This is a genomic window from Exiguobacterium sp. KKT215 (assembly GCF_055635335.1).
Genome location: NZ_CM145756.1, coordinates 412,412 through 430,286 on the forward strand (window position 1 = coordinate 412,412; position 17,875 = coordinate 430,286).

Annotated in this window: 18 protein-coding genes; 14 read left to right on the forward strand and 4 right to left on the reverse strand. The window is 52.8% G+C overall.

The genetic code is table 11. The annotated features are described in order from the left end of the window. Window positions 1-27: 27 nt before the first annotated feature. From ACZ2GZ_RS02310 to ACZ2GZ_RS02325, 4 genes are all read right to left on the reverse strand, one after another. Entirely contained in the window at window positions 28-1,614 is a 1,587-nt protein-coding gene (locus ACZ2GZ_RS02310) for an ABC transporter permease/substrate-binding protein (protein ID WP_029594682.1), read from the reverse strand. Then, window positions 1,611-2,735: an ABC transporter ATP-binding protein gene (locus tag ACZ2GZ_RS02315; protein ID WP_029594683.1), complete on the reverse strand. Its 1,125-nt coding sequence runs from the start codon at window positions 2,733-2,735 to the stop codon at window positions 1,611-1,613. Before ACZ2GZ_RS02315 ends, ACZ2GZ_RS02310 begins: the two co-directional genes overlap by 4 nt. Window positions 2,736-2,923: 188 nt before the next feature. Beyond that, window positions 2,924-4,246 carry a (Fe-S)-binding protein gene (locus ACZ2GZ_RS02320; protein ID WP_051627670.1) on the reverse strand — a complete coding sequence of 441 codons (1,323 nt, stop codon included), beginning with the start codon at window positions 4,244-4,246 and terminating at the stop codon, window positions 2,924-2,926. Then, entirely contained in the window at window positions 4,243-5,643 is a 1,401-nt protein-coding gene (locus ACZ2GZ_RS02325; protein WP_051627773.1) for an FAD-binding oxidoreductase, read from the reverse strand. The genes ACZ2GZ_RS02320 and ACZ2GZ_RS02325 overlap by 4 nt, the downstream gene beginning before the upstream one ends. 616 nt (window positions 5,644-6,259) lie before the next feature. On the opposite strand from ACZ2GZ_RS02325, the gene ACZ2GZ_RS02330 reads away from it, so the two are divergent. The 14 genes from ACZ2GZ_RS02330 to mreB all read left to right on the forward strand — a co-directional run bounded on the left by ACZ2GZ_RS02330 (window position 6,260) and on the right by mreB (window position 17,800). Next, window positions 6,260-6,517, forward strand: a complete 258-nt coding sequence (locus ACZ2GZ_RS02330; protein ID WP_251128686.1) for a hypothetical protein — start codon at window positions 6,260-6,262, stop codon at window positions 6,515-6,517. Next, a complete protein-coding gene (locus tag ACZ2GZ_RS02335) occupies window positions 6,514-6,927 on the forward strand; it encodes an ATP synthase subunit I (protein ID WP_029594687.1) in 414 nt (137 codons plus the stop codon). The genes ACZ2GZ_RS02330 and ACZ2GZ_RS02335 overlap by 4 nt, the downstream gene beginning before the upstream one ends. Beyond that, window positions 6,927-7,664 carry a F0F1 ATP synthase subunit A gene (gene atpB / locus ACZ2GZ_RS02340; protein ID WP_021066134.1) on the forward strand — a complete coding sequence of 246 codons (738 nt, stop codon included), beginning with the start codon at window positions 6,927-6,929 and terminating at the stop codon, window positions 7,662-7,664. Before ACZ2GZ_RS02335 ends, atpB begins: the two co-directional genes overlap by 1 nt. Window positions 7,665-7,742: 78 nt before the next feature. After that, on the forward strand, window positions 7,743-7,955 hold the full coding sequence (atpE, locus tag ACZ2GZ_RS02345; protein ID WP_024370837.1) for a F0F1 ATP synthase subunit C: 213 nt from the start codon (window positions 7,743-7,745) through the stop codon (window positions 7,953-7,955). A gap of 71 nt (window positions 7,956-8,026) precedes the next feature. Beyond that, window positions 8,027-8,554: a F0F1 ATP synthase subunit B gene (atpF, locus tag ACZ2GZ_RS02350; protein ID WP_029594688.1), complete on the forward strand. Its 528-nt coding sequence runs from the start codon at window positions 8,027-8,029 to the stop codon at window positions 8,552-8,554. Continuing rightward, window positions 8,554-9,087 carry a F0F1 ATP synthase subunit delta gene (locus ACZ2GZ_RS02355; RefSeq protein WP_021066137.1) on the forward strand — a complete coding sequence of 178 codons (534 nt, stop codon included), beginning with the start codon at window positions 8,554-8,556 and terminating at the stop codon, window positions 9,085-9,087. The genes atpF and ACZ2GZ_RS02355 overlap by 1 nt, the downstream gene beginning before the upstream one ends. Before the next feature lie 18 nt (window positions 9,088-9,105). Then, window positions 9,106-10,614 carry a F0F1 ATP synthase subunit alpha gene (atpA, locus tag ACZ2GZ_RS02360; RefSeq protein ID WP_021066138.1) on the forward strand — a complete coding sequence of 503 codons (1,509 nt, stop codon included), beginning with the start codon at window positions 9,106-9,108 and terminating at the stop codon, window positions 10,612-10,614. A 36-nt stretch (window positions 10,615-10,650) separates the two neighbouring features. Continuing rightward, window positions 10,651-11,508 (forward strand): ATP synthase F1 subunit gamma, encoded by an 858-nt coding sequence (atpG, locus tag ACZ2GZ_RS02365; protein ID WP_021066139.1) that lies wholly within the window; start codon window positions 10,651-10,653, stop codon window positions 11,506-11,508. A gap of 34 nt (window positions 11,509-11,542) precedes the next feature. Continuing rightward, window positions 11,543-12,961, forward strand: a complete 1,419-nt coding sequence (gene atpD, locus ACZ2GZ_RS02370; protein WP_021066140.1) for a F0F1 ATP synthase subunit beta — start codon at window positions 11,543-11,545, stop codon at window positions 12,959-12,961. A gap of 28 nt (window positions 12,962-12,989) precedes the next feature. Then, window positions 12,990-13,400 carry a F0F1 ATP synthase subunit epsilon gene (locus ACZ2GZ_RS02375; RefSeq protein WP_021066141.1) on the forward strand — a complete coding sequence of 137 codons (411 nt, stop codon included), beginning with the start codon at window positions 12,990-12,992 and terminating at the stop codon, window positions 13,398-13,400. A gap of 173 nt (window positions 13,401-13,573) precedes the next feature. Further along, entirely contained in the window at window positions 13,574-14,770 is a 1,197-nt protein-coding gene (locus ACZ2GZ_RS02380) for an EAL and HDOD domain-containing protein (protein ID WP_251135247.1), read from the forward strand. Window positions 14,771-14,969: 199 nt separating this feature from the next. Continuing rightward, window positions 14,970-15,188: a DUF1146 family protein gene (locus ACZ2GZ_RS02385; protein ID WP_021066143.1), complete on the forward strand. Its 219-nt coding sequence runs from the start codon at window positions 14,970-14,972 to the stop codon at window positions 15,186-15,188. Window positions 15,189-15,434: 246 nt separating this feature from the next. Next, complete coding sequence (murA, locus tag ACZ2GZ_RS02390) at window positions 15,435-16,736, forward strand: UDP-N-acetylglucosamine 1-carboxyvinyltransferase (RefSeq protein ID WP_021066144.1); 1,302 nt, start codon at window positions 15,435-15,437, stop codon at window positions 16,734-16,736. A gap of 77 nt (window positions 16,737-16,813) precedes the next feature. Continuing rightward, entirely contained in the window at window positions 16,814-17,800 is a 987-nt protein-coding gene (mreB, locus tag ACZ2GZ_RS02395) for a rod shape-determining protein (RefSeq protein ID WP_021066145.1), read from the forward strand. Window positions 17,801-17,875 lie beyond the last annotated feature (75 nt).

Consider the following 17,875-nt stretch of genomic DNA (forward strand, 5'->3'; position numbering starts at 1 on the left):
AACGGGAGGGTCGTCTTTCGTATAGGTTTATTGTTCAATTAATCCTTCTTGGATAAGGAAGTCGCGGGCGACTTTCTCCGGACGTTGTTTCTCGACGTCAGCAAGATAATTGAGCTCTTGCATCGTCTCGTCCGTGATTTTCCCGCTCAGCAAGTTCAATACGTCCGCGAGCTCAGGATGCTCGGCGAGCGTCTCTTCGCTGACGATTGGGACCGCGTAATACGGCGGGAAGAACTGTTTGTCGTCCTCGAGGACGGTCAAATCAAAGCGTTTAAGCAAGCCGTCGGTCGAGAAGCTGTCGATGGCGTTACTCTCATTGTTCATGAGTGCCGTATAGCGGAGTCCGCCGTCGACCGGTTTCACGTCTTGGAAGTTGAACGGGTACGCCTCTTTCAATCCGAGGTAGCCGTCTTCCCGGTTCGAGAACTCGATTGTCGGACCGAAGACGAGCTCGTCACTCACCGCAGCGAGATCTGAGACGGTCTTTAAACCGTATTTGTCGACGTCTTCTTGTTTGACGGCGATGGCGTAGGTGTTATTGAAGCCGATCGGGTCGAGCGTGCGGATATCGAAACGTTCGTTCACTTGTTTCACGACTTTGTCGTAGACGACGTCCGGGTCGTTCTCGACTTCTTGCTTCAATACATCGACGAACAATGTGCCCGTATATTCGACGTACGTATCAATCTCACCGGTCCGTAGGGCACTGAAAGCGACCTGGGTGCCACCGAGGTTCAGTTGACGTTTCACATCGAGGTCGGTCTTGTCCTCAATCAAGTCGGCGACCATGTTCCCGAGAATCAATTGCTCGGTGAAGTTTTTCGAACCGACGACAATCGTATCGTCTTCACGGGTGAAGGCGTAAATCGAACCGGCGAGGAGAAGCGTGAACGCCGTCGCGATGACAATGAGTGGCTTTGTCACTTTCTTCGCAGAACGACGTGTTTTCTTCTTCATCCGTCCATCCGCGAGGACGATGCCGTTCGGGGCTACTTTATACTCGATGCGACTGACGATGAAGTCAATCAACAAGGCGAGCAGTCCGGCCGGGATGGCACCGGCGAGGATTTGATTGTTGTCGACGGTCTGGATTCCGGCGAAGACGAGGTAACCGAGACCACCTGCTCCGACGAACGCCGAGATCGTCATGAGCCCGACAGCCGTGACCGCCGAGATGCGAATCCCGGCCATGATGATCGGGAGTGCGAGCGGCAGCTGGATTTTACTCAAAATCTGGCGGTCGGTGAGCCCGATCCCTTTGGCCGACTCAAGCGTATCGCCCGGGATGCTCGATAGTCCCGTATACGTGTTTTTCACGATCGGGAGGAGCGAGTACAAGACGACCATGATGATGGCCGGGGTCGATCCGATTCCGATGAACGGGATCAAAAATCCGAGGAGCGCTAAACTCGGTACGGCTTGGACGACGCTCGTCAGACCGAGAATCGGCTTGGCGAGACGCGGGATCCGTAAGATGAGAATCCCGAGTGGTACCCCGAGTAAGACGGCGAGCGAGACGGCAAAGACCGTCAGCTGTAAGTGTTCGAGCAAGAGCGTCCCGATTTGGTCGGTGTTGCTCGTGAAGTAATTGAAAAACGATTGAATGGCATTCATATAGTTTCCTCCTCTTGCATGAATTGCTCACTGAGGACGGAAAGCAAACTGCTGCGTGTGATCAAACCGTGAAGCATCGAACCGTCGACGACCGGGAGATACCCTTGGTCGCTCGTGTTCATGACGTCTAAAATGTCGAGGAGCGAGTCCTCGATTGAGACGAAAGCATAGTTCGTGTTCATGACTTCCTCGAGCCGCTTCGTCTTGTCTTGGATGCCGTGGACATCTTTCAATTTGATGAGTCCTTGAAGGACACGATCACGGTCTGTGATCAACAAACTGTCGACCTTGCGGGAGCGCATGATTTCAATCGCTTGAAGCACCGTCCGCTTCCCGCTGATCGATACCGGGTCGGTGATCATGATGTCTTTCGCTTTAATGAATTCAGGGCTGTTCCAAATCCGATTCTTCCCGATGAACGACTCGACGTATTCGTCTTTCGGGTTCCGGAGAATTTGTTCCGGAGTATCGAATTGGACGATTTCCCCGTCGCGCATGATACAAATGCGATCGGCCAGCTTGATCGCCTCATCCATATCATGGGTGACGAACACAATCGTCTTTTTCACTTCTTCTTGAAGATTGAACAGTTCTTCTTGGAGATCGTTTCGAGTGACAGGGTCAAGGGCGCTGAACGGTTCATCCATCAAAATGACTTCCGGGTCGTTCATGAGGGCACGGGCAAATCCGATACGCTGCTGCTGACCGCCGCTCAATTCGCTCGGATAGCGATCGATGAATTGGTCCGGGTCGAGGCCGACCATGCGGAGGAGGTGTTCGGTGCGCGCATCCATGTCTTGTTCGGCGTGTCCTTCGAGACCGGCGATCAATTGAATGTTTTCGCGAATCGTCATATGCGGAAAGAGGCCGGTCTGTTGAATGACGTAGCCCATCTGGCGACGCAGTTCAATCGGGTCCATCTTCCGGGTATCCTGTCCGTTGACGATGATCGTCCCTTCCGTCGGCTCGATCAAACGGTTGATCATTTTGAGCGATGTCGTCTTCCCGCAGCCGGAGGGGCCGATAAAGACGACGAGTTCACCTTTGTTGATGGTGAGGTTCATCTCTTTCAAGACGGTCGTGTTCTTGAATGTTTTTTGCACTTGTTTAAATTCAATCATGCATTCACCCTTTTCAATAATTATTTTCACATAACCTTATATGCCCGTTGTCGAAGGATTGTAAACATTATTTTTGAAAAAAGCGTTTAAAGGTCGGATAAAGCGGGGATTATTACTTCTATTTTTTTTTATAAAAGGAGAAAAAAGAGGAACAGCACCCGGATCAGCGGGCCGTTCCTCTTGATTGGTCAGGATGGCATCGCTTCGACGAGCAGGTCCGCCAAGTGGACGGCGCGCATCGATTCAGTCCCATGCTCTTGAATCCCGAGTTGCATCTGCATGTGGCAACCCGGATTTGACGTCACGATCGTTTGTGCTGCCGTGGCGTTCACGTGCCCCATCTTCATCTCGAGGATGTCGTTGGCGATATGGGGCTGCAGAATGTTGTACACACCGGCCGAGCCGCAGCAGTGGTCGGCGTGCTTCTGCTCGATATAGACGGCCCCTTCGATCGCCTGGAGCAATACCCGCGGGGCGAGCGCGCCTTTTTGGACGTTGCGCAAGTGACACGAATCTTGATACGTGATGAGTTGCTCCGGCAGGGCGAGCGGGACGCGGTCGAGGAAGCCGACCTCAAGCAAGATTGACGCGAAGTCTTTAATCTTGGCCGTGAATCGTTCCGCACGTTCGGCCCATTCTGGGTCGTGCTTCAACAGATGGTCATAGCCGACGAGGAACGCGCCGCAACCGCCGGCATTCGTGATGATGTAGTCGACGTCCTCGGCCTCGAACGCCGCGATGTTCTGTTTGGCGAGCGTGACGGCGCCCGCCTGTTCGCCGGCATGACCATGTAAGGCCCCGCAACACTGTTGCGTTTTCGGGATAACGATGTCGCAGCCCGCCGCTTGGAGCAGTTTAATCGTGTTGGCATTCGTCTCATAGAACATCGTGTCCATCAAACAGCCGCTGAAGAAGGCGACTCGGGCCGTTGTCGCTCCCGTCGCCGGGATTTGCTCCGGACGTCGACGTCGCTCCGTCTTCGGTGGGACCGTCGGTAAAATCGTCTCCATCTTCTGGAGCTGGTCCGGGAACCAGTCGAGGATGCGGAGCTTGTGAGTGAGCGTCTGGACGCCAGACTGTTGATAGAAGCGGAGAAAGCCCGTCGCCGTCTCCATCTTCGCCTTATTCAAGAACAGCCCGTCAAAGACGACTTTTCGGACGAGCCGCTCGCGGACCGGCATTTGTCCCGTCGCACGTTTATGTTCGGTAATGGCGGCGCGTGCGTCCTCGAGCAAGACGCTATAGCGTACCCCGGCCGGACATGCCGGCTCACAGGCGAGACAACCGAGACATTCGTTGAGCGTCTTTTCGACGCCCTCATCCGGTTCAATCAATCCGTCGACGACACCTTTCATGATGGCGATGCGACCGCGCGGGGAGGCGGACTCGTCTTTCGAGCGGATATACGTCGGGCACGTCGGCAGGCAAAAGCCGCAACGCATGCAGCCGAGCATCTCTTCATAGTCGAGCTTCTCGGTCATGCGGGTGGCGAGTTCGGGCGTCTGCTTCATGATTTACCTCCTTGGACGATGCGTTTTTTCGCCGCTTTGGCGAACATCTTCTGCGGGTTCATGATGCCGTGCGGGTCGAAGGCGAGCTTGATGCCTTTCATGACGTCTATCCCGGCCGGACCGAGCTTCCATTCGAGATACGGTGCTTTCATCGCCCCGACCCCATGCTCGCCGGTGATCGTCCCGCCGAGGTCGAGTGCGGCGGCGAAAATATCGGCGAACGCCGCCTCGACACGTTCCATCTCCTCATGATTCCGGGCATCGGTCGCGACTGTCGGATGCAGGTTGCCGTCCCCGGCATGACCGAACGTGGCGATTTGAATGTCATACGCCCGTCCGATCGCTTCGATGCGCCGGACCATCTCGGCAATCTCGCTCCGTGGCACGGTCGCATCCTCTAAAATCGTCGTCGGGCTGAGCCTGGCGAGGGCGGACAAGGCGATGCGCCGGGCGTAGCGAAGCGTCTCGGCATGTGCCTCGTCTCGGGCCACTTCGACCGACAAGGCACCTTCTTCTAAACAGACAGCATGCATCGCTTCGATATCTTGTCGGACGACGTCACGCGGGCCGTCCTGTTCTAATAGAAGGAGAGCGCCGACGTCCGTCGGCAATCCGATGTTCGCGTACGCCTCGACGACCTCGATTGTCTTCTTGTCCATGAACTCGAGTGTCGCCGGGATGACGCGGTTCTCGATGATGCGGCTCACCGTTCGGGCCGCGCTGTCCAAGTCCTCGAAATAAGCGAGCATCGTCTGTTTTGTCTCGGGGAGCGGGATGAGCTTGAGCGTCGCTTGCGTAATGACGGCGAGTGTCCCTTCCGAGCCGACGAGGAGACGCGTCAAATCGTACCCGGCCACGTCCTTGGCGAGCTTGCCGCCCGTATGGAGGACATCCCCGTTCGGGAGCACCGCCTCGAGCGCGAGCACGTAATCGGCCGTCACACCGTATTTCAATCCGCGTAACCCACCTGAGTTCTCGCTGATGTTGCCGCCAATCGTCGAGATTTTCATCGAGCTCGGATCCGGCGGGTAGAACAGTCCTCTCGCCTCGACGGCTTGTGCCAAATGGGCGGTAATGCAGCCCGGTTCGACCGTCACTGTCAAATTCTTCTCATCAATCTCGACAATCTTGTCCATATGACGGAAGTCCATGACGACACCACCGGAAAGCGGCGTCGTGCCGCCGGCAAGATTTGTCGCCGATCCGCGTGGGACGACCGGGATCCGGTGTTCGTGGCACAGCCGCAACACGGCCTGCACGTCCTCGGTCGAGCGGGGGGCGACGATCGCGTCTGGCATCGCTTGATAGTTCGGCGTCGCGTCAAATGAATAGGCGAGTCGGGTCGTCGAGTCCGTGAAGACGACATCGGCGCCGATCTCCTCGCGTAGTTGGGTCATCCAATCCATTCTAGTTCCTCCTCACACGCATCAACATGCATTCGATGCGGGCGTCGGTTTCGAAAGTCACAAAATCGACACATTTTTAGATAGCGCTTACATCGTAATCGTAGCCATTCGAACTGGTATTGTCCACCCATTTCGGGTTGATAGGAAGGGCTTTCCAGGCGATTGACCGCTCGGAAAAGGCGGTGTGATATTCATCACTACAAATTCGTCAGAACCCCTCGACATGACAAAAAGATAATCGGTATACTGATACAGGACGATGTAAACGATTTCAAAATCGGGTCAACGTTTGTTTCAAAACCTTTTGTGAACGTAAGCCGTTTTGCATTGTAATTTCCAAAACGTGAAGGTATAACTGAACTATTCTTCATCTGATTCGTAATGTGAAATGTTATAAAGTCAACATTTTTATTTCACCGTTTCTTCATACTTTCTTAAAATTTGATGATTTTAATTTAGTTTGTGAACTGCGTAAAAGCCTTGATACGACTTGATTTAAAGCGCTTTTATAATTGTGAAATCAATTGACTTCTTATGCCATTTCCAGTACTCTGAACTTGTGTGACTTTTGATGGTCACGCGAGTGTGAATCCGATGGAGAAGATGCATGGCTTGGCAGCTCGAAAGGGGGATGGGGATGACGAAAAAAGACAATCGTTACCTATCTTATGCCTCGCTCGCCTCTCAAATCTCGACCGCGCTCGCTGGACCGATCGTCATCGGTTATCTCGTTGGCCAATACGGTGCGAGACGTGAAATTTGGGGCACGTTTGGTTGGAATGTGTCAGTGCTTCTCGGAATGGCTTTCGGGATCACGGCGCTAGTTCTCACCCTTCGAAGTTTACTGACAGGAGAGGACGAATGAACTTACAACAAGTGCAAGCAGACAGAAAAGCACAACAGCAGTTGATGAAACGCTATACGAAGTGGTTTATCGGATGGTTCGCCATTCTCCTCATCGGAGCGCTCATCGTCCCTATGTACAAACCGGTATTTCTCGGCTTGTTCTTAGGCGGGGTCGCCAGTCTCATCATTCTACATATGCAGAATCGAAGCGTCATTCGGATGTTTGACGTGATCGAACATGGACGACGCCCGAAGTCGCACGGGACTGTTTCAAGGATGGCAGTCGGTGCACTAGCCGTGATAGTCGGTCTCTTTTATGAGGATCGAGTATCGCTGATAGCGGTGGTAACTGGTCTAATCGCCGGCCACATCATACAATTTGGCGAGTTCACACTTGCCCAGCTCAGCAGGAAAAGAGGTGAATACTAATGGGTCATGAGTTTCCCACATATTCTCTACAACTCGGAGATTATACGTTATATGGGAGCTGGACGAACGTCATTACGGTGCTGATCGCATCACTACTCGTATTTACGTTTGCCGTTTGGGGAACGCGACGCTTGGCTATGAAGCCGACTGGTAAGCAGAACTTAATGGAATTCTTCGCAGAATTCACACGCGGGATTATCTCGAGTGCGATGGACTGGAAGACAGGTGGCCGTTTTATCGGGTTTGGAATGACGTTGATTTTGTTCATTCTCTTCTCAAACTTAATGGGTCTACCGTTTAACGTCATCTCTGGTCACTATCTATGGTTCAACTCACCGACGGCCGATCCTTACGTCACGTTGGCATTGTCGACACTCGTCGTTGCAATGTCGCACTATTACGGCGTGAAGCTACACGGTTTGAAGCACTACTCGGCGGAATTCGTGAAGCCGGTCTGGTTCTTATTGCCGATCAAGCTCATCGAGGAGTTCGCGAACACCTTGACGCTCGGTCTGCGTCTTTACGGTAACATCTTTGCCGGTGAAATCATGATTACCATCATCTTGGGACTCGCAATTACCGCAGAAGGGGCACTTAACCCGCTCGGTGCTGTGTTCGCAATTCTCCCAATGATTTTATGGCAAGGTTTCTCAATCTTTATCGGGGTTATCCAATCCTACATTTTCCTGACGCTTGCAATGGTGTATATCGGGCATAAAGCTTCTGCCGAGCATTAATTCGGGCAGGTCTCGCCAAAGCGTTGAACAAAAAAACTATTTACTTAACTTTTAGGAGGAATATACACAATGGAACAAATGAATCTTCTCGCAACAGCACTCGTTATCGGTCTTGGAGCACTCGCGGCTGGTATCGGTAACGGTCTCATCGTATACGGAACAGTACAAGGACAAGCACGTCAGCCAGAACTCAAAAACGAACTTCGTCAAACAATGTTCATCGGTATCGGTTTGGTTGAAGCCCTCCCGATCATCGGTGTGGCTGTCGGTTTCCTTCTCCTCAACTCTTGATTACGAGTTAACGAGAACAACGTAAGAGGGAGCGTGTCTCCCTCACTTATTTAGTCAAGAGGAGGGTATGCATGGATACGATGATGATTGCAGCTGGTGCTGGCGGCGAAGGCCTCCGCATCCTGGATATGATCTTTACACTTTTCACATTCCTCGTACTCTTGGCCCTGTTGAAGAAATTTGCTTGGGGACCACTCCTTGGAATGATGAGACAGCGTGAAGAGTATGTAGCGAACGAAATTGAGCTCGCCGAAAAGAGCCGCAAAGATGCGGAAACATATGTAGTCGAACAACGTGACGCGCTCAGCGCCGCACGTACAGAATCGAAAGAAATGCTTGATTCAAGCCGTCGTCAAGCAGAAGCGGAACAAGCACGCTTGGTGGAGCAGGCGCGTTTGGAAGCCGAACAAATCAAGATCGAGGCGGGTAAAGCGATCGAACGTGAGCGTGAGCTCGCGAAGCAATCGCTCCAGACCGAAGTCGTCACACAGGCGCTCTCGGCCGCACGCCACGTCCTTCAGTCAGACCTCAAAGGCGACGAAGCGAAACAACGTGCCCTCGTTACAGACTTCCTGTCTAAAGCGAAAGGTGCTAACTGATGAACACATCGTTAGCAAAACGCTATGCCAAAGCGCTCTTCGACTTAGCGCGGGAACAAGGCACGCTCGACCAAGTCGAAGCGGAAGTGCGTCTGCTCGATGAAGTGCTCCACGCGACTCCTGAACTCACGGATCTCTTAACGAATCCGGCAATCAGTGACAGCGAGCTTGCACAGCTTTTAACACATAGCTTTGGTGACATGACAGATATCGTGCTCAACACACTTCTCGTCATGGTCGAAAACGACCGTGCGAGCGAAGTTCGCGGCTTGTCGCGCTACGTCCTTGATTACATCAACGACTACCGTGGCATCGCCGAAGGGTTCGTCACGAGTGCTTACCCGTTGTCGGCAACAGAGTTGAAAGAAGTCGAACTCGTCTTCGGTCAGAAGATGAATAAGACGCTTCAATTGAAGAACGTCGTCGATGAAGACGTCATCGGTGGACTCCGTGTCCAGATCGGCTACACGACGTATGATGACACAATCGAAAACAAACTAACACGCCTCGAGCGTGAATTGTTGAATGCGTAAGAAATAGGGGTGAATTCAATGACGATCAAAGCTGAAGAAATCAGCGCCCTGCTAAAAGAGCGGATCGCTTCGTACGGTTCTGAAATCGAAGTCAGTGAGACAGGTACAGTCATTCAAGTAGGTGACGGTATCGCTCGTGCATACGGACTCGATAACGTTATGGCGGGGGAACTCGTAGAGTTCTCTAACGGCGTAATGGGCTTGGCGCAAAACTTAGAAGAAGGTAACGTCGGGATTATCATCCTTGGCGACTACAAAGGCATCAAAGAAGGCGACTCGGTAAAACGTACGGGCCGCATCATGGAAGTTCCAGTCGGTGAAGCGCTCCTCGGACGCGTCGTCAACCCACTCGGACAACCAATCGACGGTCTCGGACCGATCGTGACGGACACATACAACCCGATCGAGCGTAAAGCTTACGGCGTTATGGCCCGTAAGTCAGTTCACGAACCGCTCCAAACTGGGATTAAGGCGATTGACGCCCTCGTACCAATCGGTCGCGGACAACGTGAGCTCATCATCGGTGACCGTCAAACTGGTAAGACTTCGCTCGCAATCGATGCGATCATCAACCAAAAAGAAGAAAACATGGTCTGTATCTACGTCGCAATCGGTCAGAAAGAATCGACTGTCCGTGGCGTAGTTGAGACGCTCCGTCAAAACGGCGCCCTCGATTACACGATCGTTGTTTCGGCATCGGCTTCACAGCCAGCCCCACTTCTTTACCTCGCACCATTCGCTGGGGTATCGATGGGTGAGTACTTCATGGACCGCGGACAACACGTCCTCGTCGTATATGATGACCTCTCGAAACAAGCGGCAGCTTATCGTGAGCTCTCGCTTCTTCTCCGTCGTCCTCCAGGCCGCGAAGCCTACCCAGGGGATGTCTTCTACCTCCACTCACGCCTTCTTGAGCGTGCGGCGAAGTTGAACGACGAACTCGGCGGCGGTTCATTGACAGCACTTCCGTTCATCGAGACACAAGCGTCGGATATCTCGGCTTACATCCCGACGAACGTTATCTCGATCACAGACGGTCAAATCTTCCTTCAGTCGGACCTCTTCTTCTCAGGGGTACGTCCTGCGATTAACGCCGGTCTCTCGGTATCGCGTGTTGGTGGTTCGGCTCAAGTGAAAGCGATGAAGAAAGTTGCCGGTACGCTCCGTCTTGACCTCGCGTCATACCGTGAGCTCGAAGCGTTCGCCCAGTTCGGGTCGGACCTCGACAAAGCGACACAAGCGAAGCTCAACCGTGGACAACGTACCGTTGAAGTCTTGAAACAAGACTTGAACGCACCGCTCTCGGTCGACAAGCAAGTCATCATCATCTACGCTCTCACGAAAGGTCATCTCGATGACGTCCCAGTCGAAGACATCCGTCGTTTCGAAAAAGAAATGAACGCATGGCTCGACCAAAACCGTGCGGACCTCTGCCGTGAAATCCGTCAAACAGGAAACCTTCCTGCTGACGAGGCGATGGTCGATGCACTTACGGAATTCAAAAAGACGTTCTCGCCATCGGTTTAATCCGGTGACGAGCGTCTATTAAGGTGGTGAATCGAAATGGCATCATTACGTGAGATCCAGATGCGGATCACCTCGACCCAAAGCACAAAGCAAATCACGAAAGCGATGAACATGGTGTCGGCCTCGAAATTGAACCGCGCTCAAGGGAGCAACGCTAACTTCAAGCCGTACATGACCAAGTTGCAGGAAGTCATCTCGTCGATTGCCGGCGGTACTTCAGGCGCAACACACCCGATGCTTCAAGTCCGTCCCGTCAAACGGACCGGCTATATCGTCATCACGTCAGACCGCGGACTTGCTGGTGGATACAACGCCAGCGTCCTTCGTGACGTGTATCGCGAGTTGAAAGCCAAACACGGTTCAACAGACGAGTACCGTCTGTACGTGATCGGGAAGGTCGGCGTTCAGTTCTTCAAGGCACGCAACATTCCGGTGTACAGTGCCATGACAGGATTGAACGACCAGCCATCATTCGTTGAAGTCGCAGAGATCGTCAAACAGACGGTCGGCGCGTTCAGTGAAGGCGAGATTGATGAATTGAAGCTTTGCTACAACTCATTTATCTCTGTCATCAGCCAAGAAGTGAAGATTGATCGATTGCTTCCGCTTGGGAATATCGAACAGACCGCATCTAATGTGATGTATGAATACGAACCAGAAGAAGAAACGATCTTAGCAGCGCTTCTTCCGCGTTACGCGGAAGGACTCATCTACGGCGCGCTCCTCGATGCGAAAGTATCGGAGCACGCGGCTCGGATGACGGCGATGTCGAACGCGACAGACAACGCGGATGAACTCATCCGTGGACTCAAGCTCAAGTTCAACCGCGCGCGTCAAGCGGCGATCACACAAGAAATCACAGAGATTGTCGGAGGTGCGGCTGCGCTTGAATAAGCGCACGCCCTCTAGATTGTAGGAGGCTAACACGATGAACGAATACGGCATGAAAGGCCGCGTAGTCGCAGTCATGGGCCCAGTTATCGACGTTAAGTTCGACAACCACTTACCGAACATCTATAACGCCCTTAAAGTCACGCACGTGGCTGAATCGGCACAAGATGTCAGTGTCGACTTGACGCTCGAGGTGGCGATTCACCTTGGGGATGACACGGTCCGTACGATTGCGATGGACTCAACGGACGGCGTTCGCCGCGGCATGGAAGTACTTGACTTAGGTTCACCGATTTCAGTACCGGTCGGAGAAGAGACGCTCGGTCGTGTCTTCAACGTACTTGGTAACCCGATTGACGATAAAGAAGTGTCACCGACTGTCCGTCGGTCACCGATTCACCGTCTCGCACCGACGTTCGATGAGTTGTCGACAAAAGTTGAAATCTTGGAAACAGGAATCAAAGTCGTCGACCTTCTCGCACCATACATCAAAGGTGGTAAAATCGGCCTCTTCGGTGGTGCCGGTGTAGGTAAAACCGTTCTCATCCAGGAACTCATCAACAACATCGCGCAAGAGCACAGCGGGATTTCTGTATTTGCAGGAGTCGGTGAGCGTACGCGTGAAGGAAATGACTTGTTCCACGAGATGACGGACTCAGGCGTTATCAAGCAAACGGCGATGGTCTTCGGTCAGATGAACGAGCCGCCTGGCGCGCGTCTTCGCGTAGCCTTGACGGGTCTTACAATGGCAGAATACTTCCGCGATGAGCAAGGACAAGACGTTCTTCTCTTCGTCGATAACATCTTCCGTTTCACACAGGCAGGTTCGGAAGTATCGGCCCTTCTCGGTCGGATGCCATCTGCCGTAGGTTACCAGCCAACACTCGCAACGGAAATGGGTATGCTTCAAGAGCGAATCACGTCAACAGCTAAAGGATCGGTCACATCGATTCAAGCGGTTTACGTACCAGCCGATGACTATACTGACCCGGCTCCAGCGACAACGTTCGCTCACCTTGATGCAACGACTAACTTGGAGCGTCGTCTTTCGGAGATGGGGATTTACCCAGCCGTTGACCCGCTCGCATCGACTTCACGTGCCCTCTCGCCTGACATCGTCGGACCTGAGCACTACGAAGTAGCCCGTAACGTCCAGCAGACGCTTCAGCGTTACAAAGAGCTTCAAGATATCATTGCAATCCTCGGTATGGACGAGTTGTCTGAAGACGATAAGCTCACGGTTCACCGTGCCCGTCGTATTCAGTTCTTCTTGTCACAAAACTTCCACGTGGCTGAGCAGTTCACAGGCCAAAAAGGTTCGTACGTACCAGTTAAAGAGACAGTTCGCGGCTTCAAAGAGATCCTCGATGGTAAACACGACGATCTTCCAGAAGATGCATTCCGTCTCGTTGGTCCAATCGAAGACGTCATCGAAAAAGCGAAGACGTTGGTCTAAGACCTACACGGAAGGGGGAAACTAGACGATGAATACTCTTCACGTCAACGTCGTCACCCCGGATGGTGCAGCCTATGAGGGCGAGGCACGGATGGTCGTCGCCAAATCGGTGACCGGTGAACTCGGTATCTTACCGAAACACATCCCGATGGTGACACCGCTCGATATCTCAGTTCTCAAACTGCGCCACGAAGATGGTGGACGCACGCTGATCGCACTCAGCGGCGGTTTCATGGAAGTTCGTCCCGACACGGTGACGATCTTAGCTGAAACAGCCGAAATGGCGGATAAAATCGACTACGACCGCGCTTCTGCGGCGAAAGTTCGTGCCGAGCGTCGTCTTCAAGACACGAAGCTCTCGGACCTCGAATTCCGTCGTGCGGAGCTCGCGCTCAAAAAAGCGATTAACCGTTTGAGCATTCGCGATATCAAAGAATAACCGACATCTCTCCTGCAGCCGCAGGGGAGATTTTTTTGTGGATGGACCGAATGAATCACGTTCCTTCTATATATATAGGTCCAAAGCATCAAAAGTTTTACGACCAAATAGTGGAAGACAGACATCTCTTATCCGATAATATAGGTGGGAACTACGGTAAAGGAGACAATGGGATGAAAGTTTATGTTGCGCGCCAACCGATCTTTGATCAAAAATTACGCGTCTGTGGCTATGAACTGTTATATCGCCGCAGCGAGAAAAATATATTTGAGCATGTCGATGACGCACTTGCGACCGCCGATGTGATTCATAACGCCTATCTCGTTTTCAACTTCCGGGAGTTGACTGAAGGGACGAGGGCGTTCATCAACTTTCCGCAAAACTTGATTGAGAGCGAGGTCCCGGCTTTACTGCCAAGGCAGACGCTCGTCGTCGAGGTGCTCGAGCATGTCGAACCGACGGAGAAAGTCTTGGCGGCGTTACGTTCGTTACGTCGGAAAGGCTATACGATCGCCCTCGACGACTTTGTGTTCGAAGAGAAGTATCGGCCGCTCATCGGACTCGCCGATATCATCAAAATCGACTACCAGGCGACACCGATCGACCAACAGAAGCGGCTCATCGACGCCCTCGGCCATCGCGTCGAATTTCTAGCGGAGAAAATCGAGACACCGTTTGAATATGAGATTGCCAAGAAGCTCGGCTATCACATGTTCCAAGGCTACTTCTTCAGTCGTCCGACGGTCGTCCACGGTGCGGAGGTCCATCCGCTCCGGCATACGCTCGTCGAAGTGCTGAAGGAACTCGATAAGCCGGAACCGGACTTCCGACGTATCGCCAGCCAAATCGAACGAAGCGTCGACTTGTCGTATAAGATGTTGCGCTCGGTCAACACGGTGTATCAAAAGGGACGTCACACGATTCAATCGATTGAACAAGCCGTCGCGCGCATCGGGCTCGATGAGATGCGGCGTTGGTCCTACTTGATGTTGTTGCGTGAGTTGCAGACGTCCGAATCGAAAGAATTGATTAAACAGAGTGTCATCCGCGGCAAGATGATGGAACTGATTGCGGCCGAGACGCTGCCGCACGTGACGGCGTTCGACGCGTTCATCACGGGTATCTTCTCGTCGCTTGACGTCATCTTGAACGAGACGATGCATACGCTCGTCTCGGAGCTTCCGGTCGAACCCGTTGTCAAAGCGGCGCTTCTCGGGGAAGACAACGAGTTGCGCGGTTTGCTCGATACGGTGCTCGCCTATGAGCAATTGACGGTCGACGTCGATGAGACGATGCCGGACTTGTCTCGATACTATGTCGAAGCCATCCGTTGGAGCCAAACTTATGATGCTGAAGTGAATAATGTTTGAAATGTTGAAGGGACGTCAATTACTGTACTAAGGCCATGCGCCGATTGACGTTCCTTTTTTGTATGCGGTTTTTGGAGAGAAAGCGAGTTGATCGGATGAACCCATTCAACCACTCACTTGAACGCTAAGTCTTTTTTTCTCTGACGCGTCATGCTATGATTAAAAATGGTACGAATTTTTGAAAAGAGGGGAATCGTCGATGCTGAACACCGTATTATCGCTCGTCATCTACGTCGTAGCGATCTACGTCGCTTGGTGGGCGCTCATGCCGGTCAAATGGGACCGCTTGCTCAATCAAGTGAGGAGTCCGCAAGCTGCTGTCTTGCGCGTCCTCGTGGCCGTCGTCTTCGGTTCACTGATCGCCCAGTTCTTTTTGGAGTATATCCGATTGGCTCAGGCACTCGCACCATTACAGTAGGCAGGGAAATGATTACTAAACTGTAATCCTGCTGTAACGTATCGTATATGTTTATCGTGATAGGATAAATTCGTCTGACATGACGAAATTTTTCATCAGAATTTTATGGTTGCTTTTATTATTATTTTTCTCTCTGATGAAGCGTCACGTAATACAAACCATCATAGTAATCGACACAACCACATCCGGTAACGGATATCGACGTATAAAACAAAAAATCAACGAAGTTGGAGGACAAAGAGAGATATGAAGGATTTGATTGTAGTCCGTGGAGGACGTAAATTGTCAGGTACTGTGCGTGTTGAAGGAGCTAAAAACGCCGTACTCAAAACATTGGTTGCCACTTTATTAGCAGGTGAAGGAAAATCGGTACTTCAAAACGTGCCACGCCTCGCTGATGTGTACACGATTAACAAAGTGCTTCGTCACCTCGGTGCAGAGGTTTCATTTGACGAAGCGAGTAATGAAGTCACTGTCGATGCGTCGGGCACAATCAAAGACGAGGCGCCACTTGAGTACGTCCGTAAGATGCGTGCTTCAATCCTCGTCATGGGTCCTCTTCTCGCTCGCCTTGGCCACGCACGTGTTGCGATGCCAGGCGGATGTTCAATCGGCTCACGTCCGATTGACCTCCACTTAAAAGGCTTCGAGGCGATGGGTGCGAAGACGGTCATCGGCAACGGTTTCGTCGAAGCTTCAGTTGACGGTCGCTTGAAAGGTGCGAAGATCTACTTGGACTTCCCATCTGTCGGCGCGACAGAGAACATCATGATGGCTGCCGTCCTCGCAGAAGGCACGACGATCATCGAGAACGTCGCCAAAGAGCCTGAAATCGTTGACCTCGCCAACTTCTTGAACGGTATGGGCGCACACGTGCGCGGTGCCGGTACAGAAACGATTCGTATCGAAGGTGTCGATAAGCTTCATGGCGCCGAGCATTCAATCATTCCTGACCGTATCGAAGCCGGTACGTTCCTTGTCGCAGGAGCCATCACAGGTGGCGACATCGAAGTCATCGGCGCTGAGCGCGAGCACCTTCGTCCGCTCATCTCGAAGATGGAAGAAATGGGCGTCAAGTTCGAGGATACAGCAGAAGGCATGCGTGTCATCGCACCGGATGAGTTGAAGCCGGTCGACGTGAAGACGATGCCACACCCTGGTTTCCCGACAGACATCCAAGCCCAAATGATGGCGCTCGTCTTGAAAGCAGGCGGCACATCGGTCATCACAGAAACAGTGTTTGAGAATCGCTTCATGCACGTGGAAGAGTTCCGCCGCATGAACGCAGACATCAAAATCGAAGGCCGTTCGGCCATCATCAAAGGTGGCGTTCGCCTCCAAGGTGCTGAAGTCGTATCGACTGACCTTCGTGCCGGTGCTGCTCTCGTCCTCGCTGGACTCATCGCGGACGAAGAGACACGCGTGGGCGATCTCTACCACATCGACCGTGGCTACGTTGACTTCCACAAGAAATTGCAAGCTCTCGGTGCTGACATCGAGCGCATCCAAGGGAACGTTGAAGTTGCCGAAGAGATGGTTAAGAACTAATTAATAGACTCATAGGAGCGAGGAGAGACTCTTCTCGCTCTTTTCAATGAAGTAATGAACGGAGGAACCTACACACCATGTTTTCAAAAGATATCGGGATTGATTTAGGAACAGCAAACGTCGTCATCCACGTCAAAGGTCGAGGCATCGTTCTCGACGAGCCATCGGTCGTTGCCATTAAACGTTCGACAGGAAAAGTACTCGCTGTCGGGACAGAAGCGTATCAGATGGTCGGACGTACACCTGGTGACATCGTCGCCATCCGTCCACTCCGTGACGGCGTCATTGCCGACTTCGCGACAACCGAAGAGATGCTTCGTCACTTCGTCGAGAAGATTCAAGTCCGCGGTTTCTTTGGCGGCATCCGCATGCTCATCTGTACGCCGGCGAACGTGACACCGGTCGAAGCGAAAGCCATCCGTGAGGCGGCCGAGAAGGCCGGCGCGAAAGAAGTCTTCCTCGCCGTAGAACCGAAAGCGGCAGCCGTCGGTTCGGGCATGGACATCTGGAAGCCGGTCGGTCATATGATCGTCGACATCGGTGGCGGGACGACAGACGTTGCCATCCTCTCGATGGGCGATATCGTCTGCGGCGAAACGATTAAAATCGCCGGGGACCGGTTCGATACGGACATCCTCCGCGCCATCAAAGACAAGCATAAGCTCGTCATCGGTGAGCGGACGGCCGAGCAAATCAAGAAAGAGATTGCGACGGTCTTCCCAGGCGGACGTAACGAGACGATGGATATCCGAGGTCGTGACATGGTGCGTGGGCTTCCGCGTACGGTAACCATCACGTCGGAAGAACTCCGTGAAGCGATGGCCGAATCGGCAAATGAAATCGTCGAAGCAACGAAGCGCGTCCTCGAACAGACGCCTCCGGAACTTGCGGCCGATATCATCGACCGCGGCATCATCATGACAGGTGGCGGCTCGCTCCTCCACGGAATCGACCAGCTCGTCGCCGAGCGTGTCGGATTGCCGGTCATGATCGCCGAAGAGCCGACGCTCAGCGTCGCGCACGGCACGGGCATCATGCTCGAGCACTTGGATCGTTTGAAGTAAGATCATCTAAAGGCACGACGTCAGTAGGCGTCGTGCTTTTTTTGCGTTCAACACTGTCCGAATTTCCTGGAAATG